General features: G+C 60.4%; 26 protein-coding genes. 13 read left to right on the top strand and 13 right to left on the bottom strand.

What is annotated here, in order from left to right:
* The first annotated feature begins 102 nt into the window (after positions 1–102).
* The 4 genes from IPK70_11510 to IPK70_11495 all read left to right on the top strand — a co-directional run bounded on the left by IPK70_11510 (position 103) and on the right by IPK70_11495 (position 2,049).
* Positions 103–1,260, top strand: coding sequence for a hypothetical protein (locus tag IPK70_11510; GenBank protein ID MBK8227786.1), 1,158 nt, complete (start codon positions 103–105; stop codon positions 1,258–1,260).
* A gap of 61 nt (positions 1,261–1,321) precedes the next feature.
* A complete protein-coding gene (locus IPK70_11505; GenBank protein ID MBK8227785.1) occupies positions 1,322–1,528 on the top strand; it encodes a hypothetical protein in 207 nt (68 codons plus the stop codon).
* Entirely contained in the window at positions 1,518–1,841 is a 324-nt protein-coding gene (locus IPK70_11500) for a type II toxin-antitoxin system RelE/ParE family toxin (protein ID MBK8227784.1), read from the top strand. Before IPK70_11505 ends, IPK70_11500 begins: the two co-directional genes overlap by 11 nt.
* A 34-nt stretch (positions 1,842–1,875) precedes the next feature.
* Entirely contained in the window at positions 1,876–2,049 is a 174-nt protein-coding gene (locus IPK70_11495) for a hypothetical protein (protein ID MBK8227783.1), read from the top strand.
* Between the two features lie 38 nt (positions 2,050–2,087).
* Here the strand turns inward: IPK70_11495 and IPK70_11490 are convergent, their stop codons facing one another.
* Entirely contained in the window at positions 2,088–2,288 is a 201-nt protein-coding gene (locus IPK70_11490; protein MBK8227782.1) for a hypothetical protein, read from the bottom strand.
* Between the two features lie 85 nt (positions 2,289–2,373).
* Between IPK70_11490 and IPK70_11485 the strand changes: the two genes are divergently transcribed.
* Complete coding sequence (locus IPK70_11485; GenBank protein MBK8227781.1) at positions 2,374–3,246, top strand: ChaN family lipoprotein; 873 nt, start codon at positions 2,374–2,376, stop codon at positions 3,244–3,246.
* 76 nt (positions 3,247–3,322) lie between these two features.
* On the opposite strand, the gene IPK70_11480 is transcribed toward IPK70_11485, so the two are convergent.
* Positions 3,323–3,709, bottom strand: coding sequence for a hypothetical protein (locus IPK70_11480; GenBank protein ID MBK8227780.1), 387 nt, complete (start codon positions 3,707–3,709; stop codon positions 3,323–3,325).
* 197 nt (positions 3,710–3,906) lie between these two features.
* Entirely contained in the window at positions 3,907–4,530 is a 624-nt protein-coding gene (locus IPK70_11475) for a fibronectin type III domain-containing protein (GenBank protein MBK8227779.1), read from the bottom strand.
* A 648-nt stretch (positions 4,531–5,178) separates the two neighbouring features.
* On the opposite strand from IPK70_11475, the gene IPK70_11470 reads away from it, so the two are divergent.
* The 4 genes from IPK70_11470 (at position 5,179) to IPK70_11455 (ending at position 7,999) form a co-directional block, all read left to right on the top strand.
* A complete protein-coding gene (locus tag IPK70_11470; GenBank protein MBK8227778.1) occupies positions 5,179–5,709 on the top strand; it encodes a hypothetical protein in 531 nt (176 codons plus the stop codon).
* Positions 5,710–6,006: 297 nt separating this feature from the next.
* Positions 6,007–6,702 carry a hypothetical protein gene (locus tag IPK70_11465; protein ID MBK8227777.1) on the top strand — a complete coding sequence of 232 codons (696 nt, stop codon included), beginning with the start codon at positions 6,007–6,009 and terminating at the stop codon, positions 6,700–6,702.
* A complete protein-coding gene (locus IPK70_11460; protein ID MBK8227776.1) occupies positions 6,699–7,403 on the top strand; it encodes a queuosine precursor transporter in 705 nt (234 codons plus the stop codon). The genes IPK70_11465 and IPK70_11460 overlap by 4 nt, the downstream gene beginning before the upstream one ends.
* Positions 7,403–7,999, top strand: a complete 597-nt coding sequence (locus IPK70_11455) for a DUF4416 family protein (protein ID MBK8227775.1) — start codon at positions 7,403–7,405, stop codon at positions 7,997–7,999. The genes IPK70_11460 and IPK70_11455 overlap by 1 nt, the downstream gene beginning before the upstream one ends.
* 133 nt (positions 8,000–8,132) lie before the next feature.
* Here IPK70_11455 and IPK70_11450 read toward each other — a convergent pair whose 3' ends face one another.
* The 8 genes from IPK70_11450 to IPK70_11415 all read right to left on the bottom strand — a co-directional run bounded on the left by IPK70_11450 (position 8,133) and on the right by IPK70_11415 (position 18,121).
* Positions 8,133–8,993 (bottom strand): restriction endonuclease, encoded by an 861-nt coding sequence (locus tag IPK70_11450; GenBank protein ID MBK8227774.1) that lies wholly within the window; start codon positions 8,991–8,993, stop codon positions 8,133–8,135.
* Positions 8,994–10,121: 1,128 nt separating this feature from the next.
* On the bottom strand, positions 10,122–11,348 hold the full coding sequence (locus IPK70_11445; GenBank protein ID MBK8227773.1) for a DUF3696 domain-containing protein: 1,227 nt from the start codon (positions 11,346–11,348) through the stop codon (positions 10,122–10,124).
* An 879-nt stretch (positions 11,349–12,227) separates the two neighbouring features.
* On the bottom strand, positions 12,228–12,599 hold the full coding sequence (locus IPK70_11440; GenBank protein MBK8227772.1) for a hypothetical protein: 372 nt from the start codon (positions 12,597–12,599) through the stop codon (positions 12,228–12,230).
* Entirely contained in the window at positions 12,586–13,059 is a 474-nt protein-coding gene (locus tag IPK70_11435) for a hypothetical protein (GenBank protein MBK8227771.1), read from the bottom strand. Before IPK70_11435 ends, IPK70_11440 begins: the two co-directional genes overlap by 14 nt.
* 103 nt (positions 13,060–13,162) lie before the next feature.
* The gene (locus IPK70_11430) at positions 13,163–13,660 is read right to left on the bottom strand and encodes a hypothetical protein (protein ID MBK8227770.1); all 498 of its coding nucleotides are present in this window, start codon (positions 13,658–13,660) and stop codon (positions 13,163–13,165) included.
* A 3-nt stretch (positions 13,661–13,663) separates the two neighbouring features.
* Positions 13,664–15,730, bottom strand: a complete 2,067-nt coding sequence (gene paaZ, locus IPK70_11425) for a phenylacetic acid degradation bifunctional protein PaaZ (protein ID MBK8227769.1) — start codon at positions 15,728–15,730, stop codon at positions 13,664–13,666.
* A gap of 155 nt (positions 15,731–15,885) precedes the next feature.
* On the bottom strand, positions 15,886–17,766 hold the full coding sequence (locus tag IPK70_11420; protein MBK8227768.1) for a T9SS type A sorting domain-containing protein: 1,881 nt from the start codon (positions 17,764–17,766) through the stop codon (positions 15,886–15,888).
* Positions 17,767–17,866: 100 nt separating this feature from the next.
* Positions 17,867–18,121: a hypothetical protein gene (locus IPK70_11415; GenBank protein MBK8227767.1), complete on the bottom strand. Its 255-nt coding sequence runs from the start codon at positions 18,119–18,121 to the stop codon at positions 17,867–17,869.
* 476 nt (positions 18,122–18,597) lie between these two features.
* On the opposite strand from IPK70_11415, the gene IPK70_11410 reads away from it, so the two are divergent.
* The 4 genes from IPK70_11410 (at position 18,598) to IPK70_11395 (ending at position 20,975) form a co-directional block, all read left to right on the top strand.
* Positions 18,598–18,816, top strand: a complete 219-nt coding sequence (locus IPK70_11410; GenBank protein MBK8227766.1) for a hypothetical protein — start codon at positions 18,598–18,600, stop codon at positions 18,814–18,816.
* Complete coding sequence (locus IPK70_11405) at positions 18,809–19,132, top strand: type II toxin-antitoxin system RelE/ParE family toxin (protein ID MBK8227765.1); 324 nt, start codon at positions 18,809–18,811, stop codon at positions 19,130–19,132. The genes IPK70_11410 and IPK70_11405 overlap by 8 nt, the downstream gene beginning before the upstream one ends.
* 174 nt (positions 19,133–19,306) lie before the next feature.
* The gene (locus tag IPK70_11400; protein MBK8227764.1) at positions 19,307–20,308 is read left to right on the top strand and encodes a hypothetical protein; all 1,002 of its coding nucleotides are present in this window, start codon (positions 19,307–19,309) and stop codon (positions 20,306–20,308) included.
* A complete protein-coding gene (locus tag IPK70_11395) occupies positions 20,292–20,975 on the top strand; it encodes an ATP-binding cassette domain-containing protein (GenBank protein MBK8227763.1) in 684 nt (227 codons plus the stop codon). The genes IPK70_11400 and IPK70_11395 overlap by 17 nt, the downstream gene beginning before the upstream one ends.
* Before the next feature lie 23 nt (positions 20,976–20,998).
* Here IPK70_11395 and IPK70_11390 read toward each other — a convergent pair whose 3' ends face one another.
* Together IPK70_11390 and IPK70_11385 are read right to left on the bottom strand one after the other, a co-directional pair.
* A complete protein-coding gene (locus tag IPK70_11390; protein ID MBK8227762.1) occupies positions 20,999–22,228 on the bottom strand; it encodes a hypothetical protein in 1,230 nt (409 codons plus the stop codon).
* Between the two features lie 69 nt (positions 22,229–22,297).
* On the bottom strand, positions 22,298–25,330 hold the full coding sequence (locus IPK70_11385; GenBank protein ID MBK8227761.1) for a delta-60 repeat domain-containing protein: 3,033 nt from the start codon (positions 25,328–25,330) through the stop codon (positions 22,298–22,300).
* Positions 25,331–25,388: the final 58 nt, after the last annotated feature.

Below are 25,388 nucleotides of genomic sequence, written 5' to 3'. Positions count from 1 at the left end.
TACTCCCCGGGAAGTTCGCGGGCACCGGCGTCGACTTTTCCGAGATGGAAGGGTGGTACAAGGAGAAGATGGAGGTGGAATAGCGCATCCAGGAACGGGCCGATGACCACCAGCGACCACTTACGCCAGCAGCTCGCGGAATTCCCGGCGTCCTTGCGTGAACTCGTGGAAGCCGAGTTGCAAGCCGGCAACAGCATCGTGGCCATCGAAAACGGTTTTCCTGCAGCGCCTTGCGGGGCCTCGGTGAAACTGGCCAAGGCGGTCCACGATGATCGCCGGAGATCCACCGCCGAGGTGAGCTTCTACGCGCGCAACAACTCCTCGTACGCGGGCGAGTTCACTACCGCGCAACGGCACTTCTTCGTGCTGGAACCGCCGCTGACGCCCGAACCTCCTCCGGACATGGACGCCATCCGCAAAGCCCTCGAGCCGAAGCCGGATGCCTTGTCCCAGCTCGCTCAGCGCGAAGCCCGCTCAGGTCCGGAGGTCGTCCGCTCGACGATCGGTGCGCGCGTTTCGCAGGAGCCCGCGCAGCCCGCCCCCATTCCGAAAAGCGCGCTGACCTCCACCGAAACCGCCACCAGCGCCATTCGCCTGTTGCACTTCCGCGATCCGCGTCCGCCGCACGAGGTCCAGTTCGCGTTGGAGCGCGACCTGATGACCTTGTTCGCCGCCACCATGCAGAACGGTCGGCTCACCTTCACGGCCAGCGCCAAGGTGGTGGGTGCGCGTTACGACTTCGAACTGCGCTTCGAAGCGGCATTGCCGCACACCCACGGTTATTCCCTCCGCGTGGCGACCTCCTGGGCCGATGCAGCGGCCACGCATCACGACTATTACCGCCATACCGCGGACAGTTGGTTCAGCCACTGGACGCGCGGCTTCATGCCCGCTGATCCGCCCTCAGCGGAGGACGGGACTTCCGAACGGTACCAGAGGATCTGTGCCGCCGCGTTGAACGCCGAAGCGCATCTGGACTCCGTGCCGGCCTTGCAACAGACCATCGTGGCGGCCATGAAGGCTGGCGCACGCTTCTCCACCTCGCACAAGGAAGGCGGCACGAACATCACCTGGAACGGCACATACTTCGTGCGCTCCGACTACGGCGACTATCCCGATCACATCACTTACACCACCGAGGCGGGTTTCCTGGACGTGCTGCGGAAGTTCTGCGACTGGGAGACGTCGAAGAACGTGTATCCCGAAAAGGTGACAGAGCTCGTGGCGTGGAGGCTGATGCTGCGGTTGATGCGGAGGTAGTGCTCTCCAGGCATCATTGCGCGCCCTGCTTTCTTGCCCTGAGCCACTTACCTTCGCATGGATGAAACTGATGCTGGAAGTACCTGAATCGCGCGCAGCGTTCGTTGTCGAACTGTTGCGCAGCCTCTCGTTCGTTAAGACGAAGCCGTTGAGCAAAGCGAAGGCGGAACGGGTGGAGAACCTCCTTCAGGCTTTGCAAGAAGTGGAGGAGATCAAGAGCGGAAAGCGCAAGCCGAGACTTCTGAAAGACTTGGTGCGTGAGCTTTGAGGTTGTTACAGTGCGGCCGTTCGACCGCGAACTGAAGCGTTTGGTGAAGCGCTTCCCTTCGCTGAAGAAGGAGATCGTGGCATTGGGCGCTGCCTTGGCCGTGCACCCGCATATGGGCATCGCTTTGGGCAATAGCTGTTATAAGATCCGCCTGGCCATCGCGTCCAAAGGCAAGGGGAAGAGCGGCGGCGGTCGGGTGATCACGCATGTACACATCGCCGGTAAGCGGGTGTTCCTGCTTTCCATCTTCGACAAGTCCGAAAAGGACACCTTGACCGATAAGGAACTGAAGGAGTTGTTGGCGTTGACCTGAACGGTTCAGCGTAGCCTCCCCCGGCCTTCGGGCTGTGGCGCGCTCCGACTACGGCGACTACCCCGATCACATCACCTACGCCACCGAGGCGGGTTTCCTGGACGCGCTGCGGAAGTTCTGCGACTGGGAGACTTCGCAGAACGTGTACCCCGAGAAGGTGACGGAACTGGTGGCGTGGAGGCTGATGCTGCGCTTGATGCGGAAGTAGCGGGCGAACGTGGTGCTTGAGGCATTGAGCTGCCGGACCTAACGCTCGAAGCTCCGGAAGTACTCGGGCAGCTCATGCACGCTCTTCGGCTTCGGGCCCAGCTCGCATTTCTCGAACCGGCTGACCACGCGCTCGCCATCGATCAGCGCGATGGGAGGAACCAGGTCCCGGCGGAAGGCAAGTTGAGTGACCCGCTGTGCGTGATCATTGACCATGCGACCGGCAAGCTTGCTGTTCATTCGTTGGGGCAGCGAATCGACATGCGCTTGGGAACAGCCAACGCACGGCATGATCGTGTTGATCCAGAATCCGTTCATTCGTCGCATGAGGCAGCGCATCCCTTCCATCCAGGCCGTCCTTCTCCTCCTCGCGCTGCTGGGCGCCGGCCGCGCCGCTGCGCAGCTGCTGCCCGCCTACGCCCTCTTCAACGCCCAAGGCGGCAAGGTGTCACACAAGCAGATGCTGCGCACCGTCGCGGGTGCCGACGTGGTGCTCTTCGGCGAGCTGCACAACAACTCCATCGCGCACTGGCTGCAGCTGGAGGTGGCGCACGACCTCGCTGCGCGCGGACCGCTCGTGCTCGGCGCCGAGATGATCGAGGCCGATGACCAGGCCACCCTGGACCGCTACCTGCGCGGCGAGATCGACAGCGCCGCCTTCGACACGCTGGCGCGCCTGTGGAAGAACCACGCCACCGACTACGCGCCGCTGGTGAAGCTGGCCAAGGACCGCCAGCTGCCCTTCGTGGCGGCCAACGCGCCGCGCCGCTACGCCCGCGCCGTGAGCAAGGGCGGCTTCGAGGCCCTCGATACCGTGCCCGACGCGCAGCGCGCCTTCCTCGCCCCGCTGCCCATCGCCTTCGATCCCGAGCTGCCCGGCTACGTGAAGATGCTCGGCATGATGGGCGACCACGCCACGCCGAACATCGTGAAGGCGCAGGCCCTGAAGGATGCCACCATGGCCCACTTCATCCTGCAGGCGCTCGCCCCGGGCACCCGCTTCCTCCACTTCAACGGCAGCTATCACTCCGATTTCCACGAAGGCATCGGCTGGTACCTGAAGCGCGCGCGCCCCGACCTGAAGGTGGTCACCATCGCCACCATCACCTCGGACCAATTGAAGAAGCTGCCCGCCGAGAGCCTCGGCCAGGCGGACATCATCATCTGCGTGGATGAAGATGTGCCGGGCTCGTATTGAGCAGGAAGACCGACGAACGAGCGAGGAATCCATTGGCCCGCATGCACGGCGCCCTGAAGGCACTGCACTCCTCCCCTTACGGCAAGAAGAGATCCCGCCGTTGCTCGTGGCAGGGCGTGAAGCCGCCCTCGCAGAATGCATAGCGCTTCCAATGGCTGTTGATGGTGACGCTGGCCTCGCTCAGCACCCGCCGCACCACCAGCGTGCCATAGGCCTGCTCATTGCAGCGCTTGATCCGCCACACGGAGCCATTGTCGCAGGTCACACCGCCGATGATCACGGTGTAGTGCCCCACGCTATCGGTGGTCACCACCTGGTCGCCGATCATCAAGGTGGTGTTGCGCAGCACATCCTTGGTGGACATGTCGTAGGCGGTGCCGGTGAGGGTGTAGGACCAGAAGCGGCCTTTGGCCTGCGCTGAATCGCCGCAGAACACGAAGAGGCTCGCGAGCAGGAATGGCATGGCAGACCGAACACCCATGCCGAAATGTACGGGCACGGCGCTGGGGGCGTTCGACTTTCGCGCTTCGGTTCACGCCGCACGCCCCGATGTCGGGAGGTCGCAGCGCGCACCGTGAGCAGAATCCTACAAACGACACCGCCCCGATGCGTGCGCACCGGGGCGGATGTCCTTGGGTATGTCCAGTAGCTCGTGCGGCCTTAGGCGGCGGCCATCACACGGCAGGGCTCGCTCTTGCTGCTTTCGCCGGCGGCCCCGATGGCCGTGATGGCGAACCAGTAGAAGGTGCCCGGCTGCAATTCCTCCACCAGGAAGCGCTGCTTGCCCGTTACGCCCACCATCTCCCACGTGAAGGGGTCGTTGCTGCGGCTCATGAACACATTGTAGGTGCGCGCGCCGTCCGGACCCTCCCACTCCAGCTGTGCGCCACCGCTGGTGGTGGTCACCCGGTTCATGACACGAACGGGCGGGGTAAGCGGGCCGTAAGGCTGGCTCTCACGGCGCAGCGGCAGGCCGCAGGTGAGCAATTTGGCCTTGTCGCCTGCAGCGATGCCGTTGATGCTGCTGCAGAGCTTGCTCAGCAGGTCCATCACCTCGGCCTCGGCGATCTGCTTGAGGCCCACCGCCTCATGGTCACCGCTGTTGGCTGCGGTGATGGCCGCATCCAAGGTGTCGTTGGCCGTGCCCAGGGCGGTGACCTGTGCGGCCAGGCTCGCGAAATCCGCGTTGCCCGTCATCTTGGTTACCACATAGCGGCTCAGATCCAACTTGGCCAGCGCGCTGCGCCCGCTTAGCCGTACAACTACACGAATCACTTGTTTCATGACAGTTCAGGTTTGCGGCCCCTCGCCTTTCGGGTCGGGGTGCGGTACGTTACCCCCGCGTTCAACGTCGGTCCGTGCAAGAGCCCGGTTTCCGTGCAAGGCATCGTCACCGCCTTACAGCCCCTTGAACCCGGGCCGCCGGGAACAACGTTGTGGCCCTTCGTCTAATACCGCCTGAAACCCGCTGCTGGCGCGGCCATTCCGACTGGCCCCAGGCCCTGAAGCGCCGGGAATGTCCACGGTTCTGCGGGCCACTTGCACACGTTTCGCGGCCAGTTGCATTGAAGTGGCCGCCCCTTGCATGCGTTTCGCGGCCGCTTGCACACGTTTCGGAGCCGGTTGCACACGTTCTGCGGCCCGTTGCATGCATCCTGCGGTCGGTTGCATACGCTCCGCAGCCCGTTGCGCGCGTTTCGCGGCCAGTTGCGTGCGATTGGCGGCCAGTTGCGTGCAGCACGCGGTCACTTGCATGCAACACGGGGCCACATGCATGCCTTGCGCGGCATTGCGCACGCACCAGGCCGCCACTGCTTGGCGCTCCGCCCACCACCACCCCGGGTACCCGTGTAAAATACCCCCTCGACACGTGTAAGATACCCCCCTCTCCGGCTTGCACAGGCCCCGGGCTCCCTTTCTATTTGAAATCCCATGGACAGGCTGTGCAGCCTTGCCGTGGGGGTGGCCCTCGAGGGCCGCGCGTACCGATGGCTGCACGGCACCATACTCAACCGGCACCGCCACGCCCACCAATGCCCACTGCACCCCTGCGATGTGTACCACGGCCTGCGGACCAAGGCGCGCATGCGCCTGTGCCAGCAATGGGACCGCCAGCCCGAAGGCTTCGTGCGCCGGGCGCAACCACTGGCCCCTGGCCCCTACCGCTATTTCGGCTGGCAGGCCCCGCCGGTGCCGGGCGGCGCTTGCGGCGGACTGCCCTACGCCGATGGCCTCAGCGGCCACCTGGGCCTGAAGCTGCGCCTGCGCCGCACCAAGGCCCTGCTGGAGCACCTGCCCGTGCAGCTCTACATCAAGGTGGGCGTGCCAGCGGCCTGCGGTGCCCTGGGCACCCGGCTGGTGCCGCCCAAACTCTGGAGCCCCGTGCCACCAGACCACTTAGCCATCACCAGCTTCATCAGCAGCGACGAACGGTTCTTGAATGTGGTGGTGAGGTGGGTGTAGGCCAGTGGCCTATTGGCCTTGGGCTTGGGCTTGGGCTGAGGTGGCCGGAGGCCAAGGCATTCACCGGCCAAGGATTGCAGTTGCGCAGCAGCGGGGTCGTGGACTTTGAAACCGCCGTGCGCCGCAAGCAGGGGACGAACGCCGCCAAGTACCCGCTACGCCCGTGGAGAAGGCGAGGGGTGTGGCGACGAAGCATAATCGGTTGTAAGCACACCTTCGGTTTGCCAACGCAACTTACCTTTCACCAGCTTGTCTGATCCAAGTTCCATAGGGTTGCTCCTGCGCTTGGTACGGTTCATGCCGTCACCACAGCGACTTGTAACCCAAGGCGACGAACCATTTGCTGACGAGCTGGAGAGGATGAAGTACGACCTAGTTCATGGTCGAACAAGCCCGGTCGTCTTCGCTGAGAATTTAGGGCAGTTACTCAAGCACGAATTAGGAAGAAGAAAGAAGCTACCCGCGGGCGACTACCAGCGTTTCGCGGAGGACGTTGTTGAGGCGATACAGTCAGCGATTGCACGCACCCCCTTAGTATGGGGTGATTTGTATGTCTACCTACATGATATCCACACCGTTTGGATCGCTGGCGAGCCAACACTAGACGTTGTCCCTAGCTCAAATGCGCTTGGGCTGCTTAAGGAGCAGCTTGCAATTGCTAATCAGGTCATCTTCTTCCAATCGAATCCCCAGTACTATGAATGTGTGAGAGGCAGGCTGGCCGCTGAACGCGTTTCAGATGAGCAGCTATCCAAGGTGCACTGGCATAGATTAGATCGGCCATACCTTCCTCAAGTTGCACTCTATCAGCGCCTATCGAAGCCCACAATTGGATTCATGGCTCAGTCACCGCCGAGAATCGAAGAACGCGGGAACGGATATGAGCTTAGGAGTCAACCGCCGAACAATTGGTTCGTTCGTATGGCACCTCACCTGGTTGCCGAGCACGAGCTACGCCTTCGTGAACTCTTAACCCCAGCCATCCGAACATGAGTGCCCTTTACTTCCTCGTTATTACCCTTGTCGCGTTTGCAGTCCCATTGGTAGCCTTAAGACGCGGGCGTGAATGGCTGATAGCTCTGTTGCCGATTTACCTGATTACCGCGAACGTTTTCGCAAGCAGCTTCGTGGTCATTTATGGCGTGTTCACAAGCTTCGCGATTCCGATTTATGCCGCAACCTTTCTCATCACTGATATGCTCTCAGAGCATTATTCAACCAAGGATGCAAGGCAGGCAGTCTTCGTTGGATTCATGGGGCAGGTGCTCTTTGGTTTAACGACGCTCTTTATGCTCTATGCGCCAATCGACCCCAAGCTGACAGAGATATACTCAGCGACGTTCGCTACACTACCGCGGATAATCTTTGGCTCCTTTGTTGCATATGTGATCAGCCAGCTACTTGACATCTACATCTACCACCGCATTATGGAGAATACTGGAAAGGAAAGATTTCTTTGGGTGCGAAACGTCTCTGCCACTGGCATTGCACAACTGGTCGATACGGTCGTCTTTGTGACAATTGCCTTTGCTGGCACACCGGGCTTTGAGGGAATTGGGGCGCTTACGGAGTTCATTCTTTGGGTTTGGGCAGTCAAGGTGTTGGTTGCAATAATCGACACACCATACATCTATCTTTCCTACCGAGTGCTTGGCTTAAAGACAGGTGGTGGGCTGCTAAAACAAGGCGTGTAATGGAGTCGAGCTTCCTTATGATACTTGGCGCAAGCGATGTACTGTCGGCGAAACTCCGAGGTGACCTCATACTGCGACTGCAAACCAGCCACGTAGTTGGAGAGTGTACACTGGCGCAGGAACAATGGCTGGCACCGCAGAGTTATCGACAAGAGTCTGGCAGCAGCTTGAGACCTTGGCTGATTTGGATTCAAGCACGCGAACCAGGATGGGGGTTGGCGAAGGATAAGCTCATTGCACAATACCTGGAGGACATCTATTCACGCGTGTCAGGGAAACGTCGTTTGAACATCAATCCAGGCCAGCTGTGCGCGAATGGTATCTCGCTAGCTTCTCACAAGCCGGGTCCATTTCGTAGCCAAATAGCAGATGGCGTTTGGAGTGAGCAACAGTTCTTGTCAACGGCCACTGAGCTTTCCGCTTTGCCTAATGCGTTTAGCGAGTACCTATTGCCATCGATATTCAGGTCATTGAAACGAAGGGTGCTTCTCCATTCGGTAGACGTTCCGACTACTGGTGAAGCGCCCACTCCGATCCCGGCTTATTGTTCTCCGCAGTCCGAAAAGGACTATCAATTCCCGGTGGTAGAGATGTAGGCTTCCCCGAAGTACGGCCATTGATAGCTGGATGTGAAGCGAACCTTGGCCCCGCAGGGCCGAAGATTGTGAAAGCTTCCCCTGCTTTCGGGCCGATAGTACGAGTGGCGCGTAGAGGGGCAATGCGAACGCGCTAACTCTCAAAGCTCCGGAAGAACTCCGGCTGAAGCTCGTAAACGGTCTTCGGCTTCAGACCCAGTTCGTACTTCTCGAACAGGCTCACAAGGCGCTCACCATCGATCAGCTCGATGGGAGGAACGCCATCCCGGTTGGCCTCCTTCTGTGCATCGGGCGTGAAGCGGCCGGTGGTGAGGATCAACCCTTTCTCAGCGCGGCCCTGCATGCTGCCCCGGAAGTCGCGGACCAAGGCTGGAGAGACGGTCTCCTTGTAGCGCTTGCACTGGAATACGATGTTGAAGTTCACCACGTCGTTCAGGCGGATCCTGCCGATACCGTCGATGCCCTGGTCGCCAGCGCCACCGGTGATCTGGATGTCGTGGATGCCGATCTCGGTGAGCAGCCGCTTGCAGATGCGCTCGAAGCCTTTCGGGGTGAGGGCCTTCAGGGTCTCCAGCAGCGACTCGCTGTGGGCCTCGTCCTCCACGATGTCGTTGTCCAGGTTCTCCTTTCCCTTCTTGGCCTTCTTCTTGGCGCGCGACTGTGCATCACCTCCCACGGTCTGGTGGATGCGCTGGAAGAGCTGGTAGACCTGTTCCTCGGTGAGCTTGGCTTCCACGCCCTCCTGAGTGAGGCGCCACACCCCGCTCTTGGGCGAATCCATCAGCCCGGCCTTGGTGAGGTAGAAACGTGCCCATTGGATCTGGTTGCGCACGCGGCTCTGTCCAGAGGGGATGAGCTGTTCCATCTCGCTGTCCGGGATCTTCAGGTCGGCGATCACGGCGTCCACCACCTCCCCGGTGGCCCCGGAGCCTCCCAAGTTCTTCATGACGCGAAGCAACGGGATGCAGTACTTGAGGAAGTTGGGGCCTTTCATGGGTGGTGGAGGGATAGCCCGAAGCTAGTTTTAGGCGGTAGGTGACAGTTCACATAGGGCTGCTTGCGGCATCTGTGGGGGATTTCAGCGAGCGGGGAAAGCAGACTAGGTTCTCTTCGCGCCAAGTACAGGTTAAATGGGAATGCTGAAATCATTGTGCGTCACAACAGAGGCAAACTCAATTGCACTTCCATTCTTCCAATAATGCAAGTGATACTCATAGTCGACATCCCGGCGCTGTGCCTCGGCTCCATCGGAAGGACGAACTCTTGTTGGATCATCACCCCCCGACCCTGTTCGGAGTGCATGGACCTTCTCCAATCTCACATTCAACAGGGCATCCACACACGCACGAATTAGCTTCTCTATCAGATGCCTATTGCTGAAGAGCCCGAGGTTTTCTACGCTAGACCAAAAGGCTTTGTGTACGGTGTAAGGAGGCATTGGGGAAAGCCAATCACCGTTCTCTTCAAATCGGGCGGCTGTGGCACATCGCAGCGCACAGTCCCGAGCTCCACCAAGCAACATCTCAGTAGGGTCCACGCAAGCGGAAAGTTGACCTAATACTGCCATGTGCGGAAAAGTCTCAGAGACGCTGACTGGTAGTGATACTACAGTGGATGGCCAAGACATTGTAATCTGTCCGGAAAACAATACTTGCAAAGGAGGTGTACAATATCTGCTAAGCACAACTACCTGCGCAACTCCACGCCCCTGGGAGAGGCCGTGAAGCGCGAATATGGCAAGTAGATCGAAGTAGTTTCGTCTTAGCTCCGCATCGTGGCTTTTAAGGTGGAAATCTTTGTCTACCCTCTCATCCTCTAGTATCAATTCACTCACTCCACAGAGTTCTTCAACTTTTGCACATCGATCTATGAAGCTGCACCACATGGTGGTGACATCAGCATCTTGCATGTAGTAGTCGAACGGGGAGGGTCCCCAAGGTGGGAGCGCACCCGCTCGATTCAGTATGTGCCATGCTTGACTGCTAATTAGCAATCGAATATCGGCATGTCGAGCCCCTGCCTCGAGACTCCTCAACAACGCCACAAACCCATTCGCCTCAGTTTCACTTGGATTCTTAGGACATGACAGTAATTCGGTATCTACCAAAATGGAAAGCACGTTTCATTCAGGTTTAGGTACTCCCGAAATGCGCTTTTCAGAAGCTGCTTTTAGAATAGCCGACACTGTCCGCTCCTTCTCATCAAAGAACCCTTTAGGCCATTCCTGAATACCTCCGAAAACGTTCACCGAAACGGGCCTATACCGTGACTCGCCATCCTCCTTCTCGACGAAGAAGATTTTTAAAGAACTGGACACCGAATCACCTTCCCCAATCACGGCACGATAGCGGAGCTGTGTAATAAGGTACTCGCTATGTGTCTCAACAATGCATTGCTTACCCATCATTGTAAGAGCTACGAAGAAATCGGCCAAACGGGTTTGGACTTTGGGGTGGAGATGAAGTTCGGGTTGCTCAAATACAAGACTGGCACCCGGCTCAGCTAGCAACGCGGACACTAGAATTGGCAAAACTTGACTAACACCTACGCCCACCTGAGTTAGGTCATGGACGGCCACCCCAGGAGCAGTGGCAATTTTCAATTCATGCCCGAGCTTACCGCGGTCAGTAGTACTCAAATCGCTTCCGACACCCATGTAATTAAGCCATTCGAGCACTGCCGGAAGGAGAGGTTTGGTCAGTATCTGTGGTTGAAATGCAGCATCTGTTAGAAAATGTGCTGGGTCAATCGTTTCGACATTAGTGTTACGATGAATATCAAGAACGGCTGCCGTATGCTCACCCTTGAAACCAACGTCTGCTGTATCCAGTGCTCCTGAAAGTGGATAAATCGATTTGGGCTCGTCGCGCAATGGACCGAGATACATAACCCCGTCGCGAAGGAATCGCTGTGTCGCCGTAATTCCCAGTTGAAGGAGCTCAGGTATGTCTACCCATGTGAGATCGTACCTAGCTTCCCGTCCAGCTCGAACGGCTTCACGAATATCGGACTTCTTTTCACTAAATAATTGTCCTAGTTCTCCCTTAAGCGCAGGCGGAAGCATCATTAGTAGTGCACGAAACCCTTTGCGTAAATCTTCGTTAGCGGCCATTGCAACGTGCGCCTTGACGCGTTCAGCTGTATAGGTGGGAACTCTAACGGCGCTCTCAGCGCGAATTTTCGTCACTCTTTCCTCGAACTCCTTTAGCACCTTGACAATCAGGTTGGCCAACTGTCCTTGTAACAGCGTTCCCGCATAAAGCTGGTCGTTGTCACGAATGTTCAGACTTTCCAATAGTTCAACAACGCGTTCAATCTCAGTTCTCACCACATCATAGGAGACGGTCATTCTGCTGGGAAGGAAATGCCATAGGCCGACTCCTCCATTTCGTCGACTTTCAAGCCGATAGCCTCGATGAGTTGGAGCATTGTCCGGGTCCAACATCGAAATCTCATACTCGAGCGACGAGATATCACCCGAGTAATTTGTACCCGCATTTAAGTTAAGTGACTTTAGCCTGTCTTCGAGCGAGATGCTCGAACGTCGTATGCCAATCTCGCTTACCGATTCGGTCACACCAACCTCGGCAACGCGCAAGTGGGAGGTTTCAAGTCTAGGTTGTAGGCGGAGCGCCTCTTTATCAGCCTGGGCACCTTGCATTGAGAACCCAAAGTCACAGTCAATTGCAAGGGGGACATCGTGTCGCCCAAACCACCATGGGAAGTCACGATGTTGCCCTCGCCGATGAGTTCCCATCAGTCGCTTGGGGTCGAACTCTATACTGAATCCGATTTCCACAACACTTTCCTCTTTCGCGTTACTAGAAATATCAGTGAAGGCGCCAAGTCGAGCCATATGTCCGTTTAGAACAACAGGTCTCTGGAAGACAGGGCTCTGAACTGTCTGTGCAGATAGAAGAATACTTTGGATGACGGTGCTCTTTCCTGAGCTGTTAGCACCGGCAAATACAGTGAGAGGTCAGAAACTCAAATCCGTTGGGGTGCCAACTGATTTAAAGCCTTTGATGCGCCATGATTTGATCATTGGGCTAATTTAGATTTAGTGGCATCGCGTGAGCGATTGCAGCGGAAAGCCCACAGCCGGGGCGAGGTACGAGACCGGCGAGGACTTGCAGCGGAAAGCGCGACCCCGCCTGCCCCCGGATGTAAACTCCGGGGTGAGGCGGGGGCACGCCCCAAGCATCCCGATGCTGCACGCTCCCCATGACTAGTTCTGATCCAGCTTCCGTGATCGCAAGATCGTCGCCAGCGCCACGGTCTCGCCCGTCTCATCCACCACATCCACCAGCCACTTCACCCCGGGTCGCGGCCCGGGGCAGGCTTTTCCCCGCGCCACATCCGCCCCCTTCGGCGAATCCTCCGTCTTCGGCCGCTTCTCCTGATCCAGCTTCTCGCGGCAGAGCCTGTCCCGGCCTTGAGCCGGGATGAACTTCACCTGCCCCGGGTCCCCGGTTCGTGGACCGGGGCAGGCTTGCCCGGGGTGACAGGTGCTGCCAGGGTACACCGGCTTCAGGAAGCGGCACTCCTCGATGCCGTAGTTGAGCACAACTGCACTGTATTCAAGCCTAGGAGACTGCATGCTTCTTCTCGTTGCTCAGGTAGGTTGCCATCCAAAGGGCGAGTGCAATGGCCACAAGATTTACACCAGCAAAGGAATCCGTGGGTTGCTTCCAGCTGACGAAGAAAGCAGACAAGTTCATCTTGAACTGCACAACGAGTAGATCATTCAGTGGTACACCGATGACCAAAGCTAGTCCGGAGAAGAACTTATATACCAGGACACGATCGAATGAGAACATCACCACCTGGACCAATTGATAGGGAAACGCGAGTCGGAGGAACTGCTGCGCCCTTCCCTTCAAACCTAGGTATCCGCAGTAGATCGAGATGGAGTATAGCAGGAACGCGCCACAGAGCACGAGCAGCTCAGTGTTGCCGTATGTATTGTCACCCAACACGGCAGACATGATCAATACGCAGCCCAGAACACCACCCGCGAGGTGGTAGTAGGCTGCCAGCTTCAGGTACTGCGGTTTCAAATGACGCGGACGCTTCAGTTCTGGTCGAGCTTCTTCACCATTGTGAGGATCGAGGCCAAAGCAACCATCTCCCCGGTCTCATTGAACACATCCACCAGGAACTTCATACCGAGGCGATCGAAAGGCGCCATCCAGAAGGCGTGCGGTGAAAGTAGAAGTGCAAGGCGATGTCGCTTCCACAGCCGAACCCATAGTGCTTCGCCCAGAAGTTGTAGGTAATGGCCTCGGTACCGCCGCGATAACCCTCCCTCACGATCCGCTCCAGGTCGGTCCGGGCGATCATGGCCTTGAGCTCTTTGGTGAACAGGAAGTCGTAGCGCACCATCGCGTTCGCAGGGATGATGTCAGCATCGAGGTGGTCCTGCTCGTGGCTAGCGTAGTATCCGGTATCACAGTTCACGGAAAAGTGCCAGTCGTGAAGGAGGGACTCGTGCACGGGATAATCCAGCATACCAAGCACCTCCTCGCGGCGATCATGGTCCACGGCGTCCTGGAACGCGCGCCAGAATGCCTCCAAGCCCACGGTGTCCAATACTGCTGGTTGCTGGGCGTGGATGGTGCAACAAATGCAGAAGCCAACTATCCCGGCCGCGACACGCATGGCTCAGTTCTGATCCAGCTTCTTGACCATCGTAAGAATGGTCGCCAGCGCCACGGTCTCGCCCGTCTCATCAACCACGTCCACCAGCCATTTGACAATCCCCCGCGCCACATCCGCGCCTTTCGGAGAATCCTCCGTCTTCGGCCGCTTCTCCTGATCCAGCTTCTCGCGGCATGTGAACTTCACCTGGATGGTGCTGCCCGGGTAAACGGGCTTCAGGAAGCGGCACTCCTCGATGCCGTAGTTGAGCAGCACGGGGCCCTTGGGCGGGTCCACGAACAGCCCCGCCGCCCGCGAGAGGATGAAGTAGCCATGCGCCACGCGGCCGGTGAAGGGGGTGCCATCGAGGCTGTTGGCGTCCATGTGGGCGTAGAACTTGTCGCCGCTGAGCGCGGCGAAGTCCTCGATGTTCTGCAGCGTCACCAGGTGCTTCTCGGTGATCAGCGTGTCGCCGATCTGAAGCTCCTCGAAGTGCAGCTGGAAGGGGTGCTTTTCGGTGATGTGGTACGTGGCGCTCTGCTGGTACTGCTGGGTGAGCGCGGTGATGCTGGTGGGGCTGCCCTGGATGGCGGTGCGCTGCAGGTAGTGGAGCACGCCGCGCTTGCCGCCCATCTCCTCGCCGCCGCCCGCGCGGCCGGGGCCGCCGTGCACGAGCGTGGCCAGGGGCGAGCCGTGGCCGGTGTTCTCCTTGGCCATGTCGCGGTTCAGCACCAGCATGCGGCCGTGGTGGCTGGCGGCGCCCCACACGAACTGCTGGGCGTAGGCATCGTTGTGCGTGGCGATGGTGGCCACCAGCGAGCCCTTGCCGAGCTTGGTGAGGGCCACGGCATCGTCGAGATCGGTGTAGGGCATCAGCGTGCTCACCGGACCGAAGGCCTCCACGTTGTGGCTCACCTGGTTCTTCCAGGGATCGGGGTTGAGGAGCAGGATGGGGCTCATGAAGGCGCCCTTCTGCACATCGGCGCCGGTGACGTTCACGCTGTCGGGGTCGCCGTACACCACCTGCGAGGCCTTGAGCAGCTCGGCCAGCGCGCGCTTCACTTCTTCGCGTTGCGCCTTGCCCGCCAGCGCGCCCATGCGCACGCCCTCGGTGCGCGGGTCGCCGATCACGGTGCCGCCCAGGCGCTTGCCCAGGGCGATCTGCACGTCCTCGATGAGGTTCTGCGGCACCAGGATGCGACGCGCGCCGGTGCAGCGCTGCCCGCACTTCAGGGTGATCTCGCGGCCCACCTCCTTGATGAAGAGCTCGTACTCCTCGGTGCCGGGCACGGCGTCGGGGCCGAGCACGATGGCGTTGAGGCTGTCGGCCTCCATGTTGAAGGGCACGCTCTCGTCGATGAGGCGGTCGTGGCGCTTGAGCATGCGGCCGGTGCTGGCGCTGCCCGTGAAGGTGACCACGTCCTGGTGCATCACGTGGTCCAGCAGGTCGCCCGCGCTGCCCACGATGAGCTGCAGGGCGCCCTCGGGCAGGATGCCGCTGGCGATGATGTCGCGCACCATGGCCTCGGTGAGGTAGCTGGTGACGGTGGCGGGCTTCACCACGGCGGGCACGCCGGCCATCCAGTTGACGGCGCACTTCTCCAGCATGCCCCAGATGGGGAAGTTGAAGGCGTTGATGTGCACGGCCACGCCCTCCTTGGGCACCATGATGTGGTGGCCGATGAAGGTGCCCTGCTTGCTGGTGCGGATGGCCTCGCCGTCCACGTAGAAGGGCATGTTGCCCAGGGTGCGGCGCAGGCTGGCGTTGGCGAAGAGGTTGCCGATGCCGCCCTCGATGTCCACCCAGCTGTCGGGCTTGGTGGCGCCGGTCTTGTAGCTGATCTGGTAGTATTTGTCCTTGCGCTCCATCAGGTAGAGGGCGAGGGCCTTGAGCATGCGTCCACGCTCGGGGAAGGTCATCTTCCGGAGCTTGGGACCGCCCACGGTGCGGGCGTAGTGGAGCATGGCGGCGAAGTCGAGGCCGGTGGAGGAGGTGGTGGCGATGAGCTCGCCGGTGGAGGCGTCGATAAGTTCGGCTTGTTTTCCGGAACCGGCGATCCATTGGCCGGCGATGTAGTTCTGTAACTGCATGTCGGCGAAGTTCGGTACGGGAGGGTTATCCGCAGGACCTGTCCCGTCCAGGGGATGATGCAGATGATCGATGTAAGCGATGCAATAGCCGAGATGCACCAGCGTGCCGCGCTATATCAGTTGGTGAAGACCTAAGGCGAGTTGCGCGGTATTGCTCAAAGCTTGGTGAATCTGCGCACGCTCGTCACGTGTCGGCTTCTACTGCGCACGACATGAACTCCCGGGCTCAGTTCGCTGACATCCAGTAAGAGCTTCTGTACCCCGTTGGCAGCGACCGTGCGCAGCAACCGTCCTTGTGCGTCCAGGATCTCGATGCCAGCCGGGACCAAGTTGGCGGAAAAAGACACTTGCAACAGGTCCGTCGTGGGGTTGGGGAAGAGGGCCATTCCTTCCTCGGTCCTGATATCGCTTGAACTGGTGGAAAGTGGGTTCACCACCAAGGTGTAGTCTTCACCCTCCCCGTACAAACGCTGACCGCAGGGCGTTATCCCGCCACCACTGCTTTGGTTCCAGACGCGGATACGCATGCGTGTGCTCCCGCCCATTGCACCAACCGGAATCGTCAACGAACCATGGAAGACCGGCGCCATTTCACTGTAAGTCGGCAGCATGGTCTCATCGACGTCGTTGAAGTCGCCATCCTGGTTCCAATCACCCCACACTTGGATGTAGCGTAGCACATAGGAGACCGTATCCGGAGGGCCTACCTGGAGGCTGTAAGTTCCACCGGCGTTAACATCCGTGCTCATGCTCGTGAAGTTCCCGTATTCATTGCTGGAGCATCCCGAATTCAGGTTGCTCAGGGTCGAGGTCTCACCGATGAGGACCACATCATCGATGGGCGATGATCCGCAGATGAACAGATAGAACGGGGTGCAGTAGATGATTCCCGTGGTCACGGAATCGACATTGCTGTACGCGTTGCAGTCCCCGTTCACGGTCTTGACCCTGAAATAGTAGGTCGTATTGCTCAGCAGGGTATGGTCATTGTAGTCGATGTCGTCGGCGGCGGTTGAACCATAGGCCACTTGACGGAACCCCTCTGTGGCCGAGGTGGTCGAGCGCTCGATGAGGTAGCCGAGCTCATTGTCCGCGTTGTCTGTCCACTCCAAATGTGCACCAAGACTGTCCAAGGTGGCCGTGAGACCACCGGGGGCAGCAACGTTCATCGGTGGCGCGTTCAGGTAGCTCAAGCGAAGCAACAGGCCCTGTTGCGTCCGCGTGAACTGGTCATCTGTGAATCCGTTCCAACTGCTGCACGGATAGTAGCTCATGATGTTCTCAAGCGGGGGGTCGTACGGCACACCGAACACATCCACTTCTCCATCGACGTATTCACACTCCACATTCGTGTTGCCACGGGGGTCCGCAGCCGTGCCACAAAGAAGATCGCCATCGACCGTGCAGTCGGCTTGTGGTCCGGTCCGCGCCACGTTCTCGGCGTTGCTGCTCGCAGGACCGTTCTCCGTACCCTCGAAGGTGTGGTACAAGCCGAGGTAGTGGCCCATTTCGTGCGGGAACGTTCCAGCAGGGCCTGTAAGGGCGCATGTACTGCTCATAACAATGACGTTCGGACCTGGAGGATAGTACGCCCATCCGCACAGGTCCCCGAGGGAATTGGGGAAGTAGATGTTCACCGCATCCGTAGCGGGGGTGAAAAGCGAGGTCAATCCGCCTTCGCTGTCCTCGGACTCGTCATAATCGAAGAGATCGCTGTTGTTCGCAGTCTCCATTGGGCCTTTCCAGAAGAACTCGATACCGGCCGGCATGAAGGCATAGTTGACGAACGCCAACGCACGGTTCAGCTCCGCTTGTGTCATGCAATCGGTACCCGCACTGGTGCATACCACGTGTGCCTGCAGGGGAATACATGTAGTGCCCTCATTACGCAGAGCGGACACATCCATGTGCGCCAGCACGTCGCGCGTGAAGGCATACTCTTCATCCGTCGGTGACAGTGTGCCGCAGTCCTGTGCGCGCGTCGCAGGGGCCATTGCCAGTATTGCGCACAGGACGGAACCAGCGTGCTTGAACATATGACCAAAGGTACCGGGGCTACCCGAGCACTTGCTCCGACATGGAGAAATTCTCCACTCCACCTGGTTTACTGTTGCCTGCTTTGGCAAACGAGCGCAATCACGCAACTGCGGATGTCTGCTCAGCAGGCGTGGGCTTGCTGCGACATCTGCGGAGAATGGCATTGGAGCGGTCCGCCCACGGTCCGGGCGTAGTGGAGCATGGCGGCGAAGTCGAGCCTGCCTGCCGGCAGGCAGGGCCGCCGGAGGAGGTGGTGGCCACTAGTTCACCGGTGCTGGCGTCGAGGAGTTCGGATTGGGGGCCGGTGCCGGCGACCCATTGGCCGTGTGCGTAGTTGAGGAGTTGGTGGCTCATGGGCGAATGAATGTAGAATGTAGAATGTAGAATGTAGAACGAAGAATGCAGAATGGGGGACCGTCGTTGATCATTGATCATTCTACATTTTACATTCTTCATTCCGGCAGAGCCGGAGGCTGTGGTGGCGATGAACTCGCCGGTGGAGGCGTCGAGGAGTTCGGCTTGGGGGCCGGAGCCAGCTACCCACTGACCTGCTGTATAATTCTTGAGTTGTTCAGGCATCGATGAAGCGTGCTTGGTGAATGGCGAATGGGAGTTGGTGAATGGGGAGCGCGCGGCCATTCGCCATTCGCCAAATCCCATTCACCCGCCTTTGAGCGACCCAATGGCCGGCGGCGTAGTTCTGAAGTTGCATGTTGCGAAGATGAGCACGGGAGGATTATCCACTGATGTCGCAGATTACACAGATGAATGCCAGGATGGACTGAGTTATCTGTGACATCTGCGACGTCTGCGGATTAGTTTTGGGCCTCATGGAACAGATCGTCCTCCAACTCAAGAACACCCGGAAGCGCAAGCTGCTGCTCGACCTGTTGGGCGAACTCGACTTCGTCAAGGTGACGAGCATCATCCGCGATGGTCGCAAAGTCGCCTTCGCCAACGACCTGCTCGATGCGCTGATGGAGGCCAAAGCGGATGCGCGCGGCGAGAAGAAGTTGACCCGCGCCCGCGACTTCCTCAAGCATGGCTGAGGTCGTTCTCACGGGGTTCTTCCAGCGTCGTTTCAAGGAACTGAAGAAGCGGCATCGTTCGTTGGACGCGGATGTCTTGGCCCTTGTCGCGTCGCTCGAAGAACGTCCTGTCCAGGGAACACCGATCGGCAAGGACTGCTACAAGATCCGGCTGGCGATATCGTCGAAAGGCAGCGGCAAGTCCGGTGGCGGCCGCGTGATCACCTATGTGCGGCTGCTGCAGGGCAAGGTCTACATGCTTACGATCTACGACAAGACCGACCGTGACAGCCTCACCACGAAAGAACTGCTGGAACTGCTGAAGGGAGTCGCATAAGTGCTTGCTTGCCCGATCCGGCGACCCACTGGCCGGCGGCGTAGTTCTGAAGTTGCATGCCGCCAAGGTTAAGGTGCCTTCCCGCTCGGGTGGACGGGGTGGATACGGTGCGCCACCCCGTCCACCGTGTGCACCCGGCAGTGCAAGCGCAACGGCTTTCTTGCCGCTTGTGTAATGCAACCGAACCTTGCCACTGCTCTGGCGAACTTGCCCACCGTGAACGCGTCGGCGCCCTCCCCTTTCGTGCTGCTGCACCTGCGCTGGCTGCAGTTGCGCCGTGCGTTGCCGGCCTATGGCATCGTGCTGCTCGCGCTCGCCGTGGCGGGCGCGGTGTGGTTGCTGCGCGCGGCCGCGCTCCACGATGCCACGAACGCGCCCTACATCGCCGGTGGCGCGCTGCTCGTGGCCTGGGGCATGCACCAGCGGCGGCCTGACCATCATTTCCTGCATCGGCATGTGCCGCAGGCGCGCGCCGCCATGGCGCTGGAGTACGGCGCGGTGGTGCTGCCCGCCATGCTCGGTCTTCTGCTGGCCGGTGCAGGGACGTATGCTGCGGTGGTGTGCGTGGCGCTCGCATTGCCCTGGTCGCCGGTGGCGCGTGCCTCGGGTGTTCGCGCGGCCTGGCTCCGGAAGCGGATACCCGCGCGGCTCTTCGAGTGGAAGAGCATGCTGCAGCACACGCATCCCTGGAGCTTGTTGCTCTGGCTCGCAGCGCTGGCCTTCTGCTGGCTGCCCGTGCTGCCGCTCCTCCTGCTCGGGGCCATTGCCATGATGGCCGCTGGGGCACAGGAGCAATGCGAGCCGCGCGCCATGCTGCTGTCCACCGCACCCGATGCCCGTGCACTGCTGCGGAGCAAAGTGCTCGGTGCCATGCGGCTGATGGCGTTATGTGAACTGCCCGCGCTCATCGGCGCCACCATCTTCCAGCCGTCGTGGTGGTGGATCCACGGGCTCTTCGGCGCGGGCCTGCTCGTGCTGGTGGCCTATGCCGTGGTGCTGAAGTACGCGAACTACCGCCCCAACGAACGCCTGGAGGCCAACAGCGCGAACGTGGGCGTCGCGGCCGTCTTCGCCATCCTGCCCGGGCTGGGCCTGGTGCCGCTCATCATGCTATTGGGCGAAGTGCGCAAGGCCCGCGAGAACCTCCATGCCTATTTCCATGCTCACCATCGCTGACCTGCATTGCGCGTACGGCGACAAGCCGGTGCTCGACATCCCGCGCTACGAGATGGCGCCCGGCGTCCACGGCATCGTGGGCCTGAACGGCGCCGGCAAGACCACCTTGTTGAACGCGCTCTACGGCTTCGGCCGTGGCCCTTCAGCGCGTGTGCAATGGAAAGGCGTGGACATGTTCCATGGGAACACGGCCTTCCAAGAAGCGGAGAGCTACTTCCATCCGGGCATCACCGGGCGCGAATACCTCGACCTCTTCATGCCCGCTTCCGGCGAATCCGATGCGCAAGCGCTGAACGCCTTGCTCGAAGTGCCGCTCGACCAGCTCATCAGCACCTACTCCACGGGCATGAAGCGCAAGCTCGTGCTGCTCGGCGTGCTGCGACTGGAGCGCGAGGTGCTGCTGCTCGACGAGCCGATGAACGGGCTGGACCTGGCCTCGGTGCGCGTGCTGGAGGCCATCATCAAGCGCTTGGCAGAGCGCGGCCGCACGGTGCTCATCACCTCCCATGTGCTGGGGCCGCTCGTTGCCTTGTGCGATCGGATCCACTTGCTCCAGCATGGCCGCTTCACGCGGGTGTTCGAACGCGGCGCTATGGAGGGCTTGGAGGAGGCGCTCTTCGCGGAGCTCGACAAACGAACGAGGGCCGCGATGGAAGGTTGGCGGTGATTGGAGCTGCTTGGTGATCGGAATCACTCCACCACCAGCTTCCCGCTGCACTTCTCACCGCTGGCATCCTCCACCTGCCAGAAGCACAATCCCGGCGTGCACGGGATCCGTGATGTGCCTTGTTCCATGCGCTCGCTCCATAGCAATCGCCCTTGCGAATCGAAGAGCGTGAGCATCGCGCCGATCTCCGCGCCGCGCACCTCCAGCATTCCCGGTCCAGCGGAGCATACCTGGTAACGCGTTCGCTGCTCCTGCTCTCCCACGCCGAGCACGATGTCGAAGGTGAGCGTCACCGTATCGGTGTTGCCGCAGGGATCGGTGTAGGTGTGCGTGATGGTGTACGTGGCGCTCTCGCTGAAAGTGAACGTTGGTGTGGCCGAAGTGGAGGTCTGCCCGTCGCTGCACACCCAGAGGTGCTCGCCTTCGCCGTTGTGGATCAAGGTGATCCAGTTCCAACCGCTGCTGAATCCATCGAGAAGCGCGCTGGTGCTCCCTTCGAAATCCAGGTTCCACGTGGGCAGCTCGCCCAGCACCACCGTGCTGGCGATGTCGCGCAGGATGGCCGCCGTAGCGGCATCGATGGACCCATTGAAGGCGGACCCGACGCAGCTCTCCTCAAAGAGCGTGCAGTAGAACACGCAGGCGGCGAGGTAGGTGCCCGCCGGCGAGGGGTGGCTGCCATCGGCATCGTAGAGATTGATGCCCGGTTGCGTGTCGCGCACCACTTTCCACGCCGCGCCCACCGGAGCCACGTAGCCATCGTTGTACTCGCCCAGTGCGATGTAATTGGTGCGCAGTCCCTGCTGCATGCCATCGTAGGTGCACATGAAGGGGAAATTCGCGCAGTTCTGCGCATCGCCGTTCTGGCGGCCCCAGGTCATGTAGAAGACCGGATAGGTGCATTCGTAATTCTCCTCGATGAGCGTGACGAGCGAAGTCGCTCCGAGTTCCGTCGTCGTGACATCGAAGGGCAGCGCGCCCAGCTGGCTCTGCTCCTGCATCACCACATAGTCCCAATCCTGCGAGGCGATGGCATCGAGCGTGGGCGCGTAGGTGCTGTGCTGGAACAGGGTGTAGCCGCCGGGTGCCGAAGACGCCACGGTGACCGTATCGCCCAATGAGAGCGCGAGCTGCCGCAGCGTATTGGGCAGGTCGTTCACGTAGGTGTAGCTGTTGCCGATGAAGAGCACGGAGGTCTGCTGGGCAGCCGCCGATAGCGCCGTCACCGTCAGCCAGGAAAGGAGCATTCGCATGGCGTGAAACTAGGTCAGGCTGGGCAGAACCTGCTTGTGCACCGTGATGCGACGTTCAATGCGCCGCACTCAGGGCACCTGCTCCACCCGCACCGCCGTGGGCGTGCTCCCGCCGATGTTCAACAGGATGGGGTCGCGGTCGTTGTTCGTTCCGATATAACTGACCACGCCATTCATGGTCACGTCGGCACCCATATAACCTGTGACCGTGTTCGTAGGTGTCGATCCACCTATCGCCAGCAGGATGGGATCGCGGTCGTTGTTGGCGCCCACGTACTTCAGCTCGCCATCGCCGGTGACGTCTCCGGCCCAGAGGGCGGCGCGCGAACCGATGGTGGCCTGCGCATCGATGCCATAGGTGGCCGTGCTCGGCAGGGTGAGGTCCACGGTGGTGGCGACCGCGGTCAGTGCGATCGGGGCTGCGCTCATCACGCCCAAGTGATTCCGGTGATGGATGGCCACATGGTAGTTACCAGGCGCCACATACAAGATCACTGGGGAGCTGCCGTCCATGCCCACCACATCGCCATCGCGCTGCACCAAGGCGCCGCGCGTTGCAACGACCAAGGAGGGCGAGGTCGCATCGCGAAGTTCCACCACCACATGGTCCACGATGGCGTTGGTGCCCGTGGCGGCGAGCATTGCGGGAAGGACTGAGGACCCACCACCGCCCGCCGCATGAACATAGCCAAGCGCGGAGTAGGGCTCGATGGACGGCACAAGGCCTGCCACGCGCAGCGCATCGCTCATGGTCTGTGTGCCGCTATCGTACGGGCCTTGGAGGAATACGCGCGGGGAAACGGCAACGGATACATCGCCGCCGTTCACGCGCGCCAGGCGGTTCTTGCCCACATCGTTCAATTCCGTGAACTCCCCGCCGGCCAGCACATCGCCATCCGGCAGCATGGCCAGGGCGAACACGCCGAAGCCGGTGCCCCATTGGACCGGATAATTCTGATCAACGCTGCCATCGGTGTTCAAGCGGGCGAGCAGGTGCCGCACCACGCCGTCGAACGTGGTGAACGAACCGCCGACCACCACCTTGCCATCGGGCTGCAGGGCCATGCACCGCACGTTCGAACCTGCGCCGAAACCCGGGTCGAAGGTGACGTCCACTTCCCCCGTTGATAACAAGCGCGCGATGCGGGAGCGGCTGACGCCATGCACCTGGGTGAAATCGCCACCGACCAGCACACGTCCATCCGGCAGGACAGCGATGGCAGCAAGGCTGGGCGTCCCGGTCCCGCTGATGCCTGCGCCCGAAGGGAACGAAGGATCGAGCACACCGCTCGATGAGAGTTTCGCGAGGCCTCCACGCGCCACCCCGTTCACCTGGCTGAATGAGCCGCCGATCATCACGCTGCCATCCGATAGCAGCGCGATCGCATTCACCGGCCCACCTGGCCCAATGCCTGCATTGAAGGTCGCATCGAGCGTTCCGTTCACATTCAAGCGCACCACGCGCGCGCAGGCGGAGCCGTTGTACGCCGTCATGTTGCCGGCTACCAGGATCTTGCCGTCGGGCTGGAGCGCGAGCGCCCGCACCTCGCCCGTGAAGCCGGTGCCTGCCGCGAACCCGGGATCCAAGGCACCTGTGCTCGTCAATCGGGTGATGCCCTGGCTGGTGCTTCCTGCAAAGCCAAAGTTGCTGCCCACCACCACCTTGCCATCCGGTTGGACCACGACCGCTCTCACTTCCACCAAGTGGTCGATGCTTCCGGTACTGAACGTGGGGTCATGCGATCCATCGGCGTTCACCCGGATCAGATCGGAGGCAGGCTTGTCGTTGTACCCGAGGAACGAGCCGCCCACCAGTGCTTTCCCGTCGGGCTGCAGCGCGATCGACTGCACGCGCGCGATCCAGGTGACCTTCTTGGCAACACCACTGCCCGCAAAGAAGCCCGTATCCGTGCTCCCGTCCGTGTTCACCAGCGCGATGCCCTGTCGCAGCACGCCGTTGTACATCCGGAACCCGCCCGTGATGACCACCTTATCGTCTGATCGCACGGCCATGCCGTACACCAGATAGTCGGCACCGCTGTTCACCACGAAGGTCCCATCGACCGAGCCGTTGCTGTTCAATCGCGCGAAGTAGGGCGAGCTGCTCCCGTTCACGCTGGTGAAGAACCCTGCGATCAGCACCTTGCCAGTGCTGGTGAGCGCGACATCGGTGACCTGGGAATTGGGCCCTGTCCCGGTGCTGAAGTTGGTGTCCACCTCGCCCGTCGTCAGTAGCCGCACAACCCTCCTTGCAATTAGTCCTCCTACATTGAAGAAATAGCCGACCACCACGGCCTTGCCGTCAGCCTGCAGTACGACATCCTCCACGGCTGCATCCGCGCCGACACCTCCCGGGTTGTAGGTCATGTCCGCCCAACCGTTGCTTGCGACACGGACGATGTTCCCGCACGGGAAGCCGTCGTAGACCGTGAACTCTCCGCCGATCACGAAACTGCCATCGGCTTGCATCGCGATCGCATTCACACTGGCACCGGTGAAACCGCTCCCATCGAGCAGCGTGAGATCGTAGATCCCGCCCGTGGTCAGGCGGGCGATCTTGCTGCAGGCGTTCCCGTTGTAACCGGTGAAGGTGCCCACCACCACGATCCTGCCGTTGGACTGGATCACCGCGTCCTTGGGGTATCCCCCCGTGAACCCTGTGCCGGTGGTGAAGAACGGATCCACTGCGCCGGTGGAGGTCAGACGGACGATACCAACGGCCGTGGTTCCGTTGTAGCTGGTGAAGTCGCCCAGCACGATGATCTTGCCGTCCGATTGCACCAGGATCTTGCGCACCGTGCCGGTGTTGAAACCCGTTCCCACTGAGAAGCTCTGGTCCAGGGTGCCGTCGCTGTTGAGCCGAGCCAATCGGTTGATATTCGTGAAGGTCGTTCCACTGCCGACGCCGCTGTGCGAAACGAAGTCTCCCCCGACCAGGATCTTCCCGTCGGCTTGGATGGTCGTGCAATGCACGTAGCCGAGGAAGCCGTCGCCACGACCGTATCCGATGTCGGATGCGTTGAAGAGTGGATCGATGCTGCCAGGGGTCTGCGCGCTGGCTGTGAGCGCCAGCATCAGCAAGAGGGTCAGGATGCTGCGCATGCGTGGTGCGGTGGTATAGGGTCTTGGGTCGTTCAGGCAGACGGATTAGCGCCCTTGG

The organism is Flavobacteriales bacterium (genome assembly GCA_016712535.1).
Taxonomy (GTDB): Bacteria; Bacteroidota; Bacteroidia; order Flavobacteriales_F; family PHOS-HE28; genus PHOS-HE28.
The sequence above is the reverse complement of the archived record's forward strand: the minus strand, read 5'-3'. Positions and strand labels throughout refer to the sequence as shown.

Excerpts from the sequence above, each read along its gene's own strand:
- IPK70_11470 (MBK8227778.1), top strand. The coding sequence starts at position 5,179 with ATGGACAGGCTGTGCAGCCTTGCCGTGGGGGTGGCCCTCGAGGGCCGC.
- IPK70_11505 (MBK8227785.1), top strand. The coding sequence starts at position 1,322 with ATGAAACTGATGCTGGAAGTACCTGAATCGCGCGCAGCGTTCGTTGTC.
- IPK70_11460 (MBK8227776.1), top strand. The coding sequence starts at position 6,699 with ATGAGTGCCCTTTACTTCCTCGTTATTACCCTTGTCGCGTTTGCAGTC.
- IPK70_11395 (MBK8227763.1), top strand. The coding sequence starts at position 20,292 with ATGCTCACCATCGCTGACCTGCATTGCGCGTACGGCGACAAGCCGGTG.
- IPK70_11385 (MBK8227761.1), bottom strand. The coding sequence starts at position 25,330 with ATGCGCAGCATCCTGACCCTCTTGCTGATGCTGGCGCTCACAGCCAGC.
- IPK70_11490 (MBK8227782.1), bottom strand. The coding sequence starts at position 2,288 with ATGAACAGCAAGCTTGCCGGTCGCATGGTCAATGATCACGCACAGCGG.
- IPK70_11430 (MBK8227770.1), bottom strand. The coding sequence starts at position 13,660 with ATGCGTGTCGCGGCCGGGATAGTTGGCTTCTGCATTTGTTGCACCATC.
- IPK70_11405 (MBK8227765.1), top strand. The coding sequence starts at position 18,809 with ATGGCTGAGGTCGTTCTCACGGGGTTCTTCCAGCGTCGTTTCAAGGAA.
- IPK70_11480 (MBK8227780.1), bottom strand. The coding sequence starts at position 3,709 with ATGCCATTCCTGCTCGCGAGCCTCTTCGTGTTCTGCGGCGATTCAGCG.
- IPK70_11420 (MBK8227768.1), bottom strand. The coding sequence starts at position 17,766 with ATGTTCAAGCACGCTGGTTCCGTCCTGTGCGCAATACTGGCAATGGCC.
- IPK70_11510 (MBK8227786.1), top strand. The coding sequence starts at position 103 with ATGACCACCAGCGACCACTTACGCCAGCAGCTCGCGGAATTCCCGGCG.
- IPK70_11400 (MBK8227764.1), top strand. The coding sequence starts at position 19,307 with ATGCAACCGAACCTTGCCACTGCTCTGGCGAACTTGCCCACCGTGAAC.
- IPK70_11390 (MBK8227762.1), bottom strand. The coding sequence starts at position 22,228 with ATGCGAATGCTCCTTTCCTGGCTGACGGTGACGGCGCTATCGGCGGCT.
- paaZ (MBK8227769.1), bottom strand. The coding sequence starts at position 15,730 with ATGCAGTTACAGAACTACATCGCCGGCCAATGGATCGCCGGTTCCGGA.
- IPK70_11450 (MBK8227774.1), bottom strand. The coding sequence starts at position 8,993 with ATGAAAGGCCCCAACTTCCTCAAGTACTGCATCCCGTTGCTTCGCGTC.
- IPK70_11415 (MBK8227767.1), bottom strand. The coding sequence starts at position 18,121 with ATGAGCCACCAACTCCTCAACTACGCACACGGCCAATGGGTCGCCGGC.
- IPK70_11440 (MBK8227772.1), bottom strand. The coding sequence starts at position 12,599 with ATGCAGTCTCCTAGGCTTGAATACAGTGCAGTTGTGCTCAACTACGGC.
- IPK70_11445 (MBK8227773.1), bottom strand. The coding sequence starts at position 11,348 with ATGACCGTCTCCTATGATGTGGTGAGAACTGAGATTGAACGCGTTGTT.
- IPK70_11410 (MBK8227766.1), top strand. The coding sequence starts at position 18,598 with ATGGAACAGATCGTCCTCCAACTCAAGAACACCCGGAAGCGCAAGCTG.
- IPK70_11455 (MBK8227775.1), top strand. The coding sequence starts at position 7,403 with ATGGAGTCGAGCTTCCTTATGATACTTGGCGCAAGCGATGTACTGTCG.
- IPK70_11475 (MBK8227779.1), bottom strand. The coding sequence starts at position 4,530 with ATGAAACAAGTGATTCGTGTAGTTGTACGGCTAAGCGGGCGCAGCGCG.
- IPK70_11465 (MBK8227777.1), top strand. The coding sequence starts at position 6,007 with ATGCCGTCACCACAGCGACTTGTAACCCAAGGCGACGAACCATTTGCT.
- IPK70_11485 (MBK8227781.1), top strand. The coding sequence starts at position 2,374 with ATGAGGCAGCGCATCCCTTCCATCCAGGCCGTCCTTCTCCTCCTCGCG.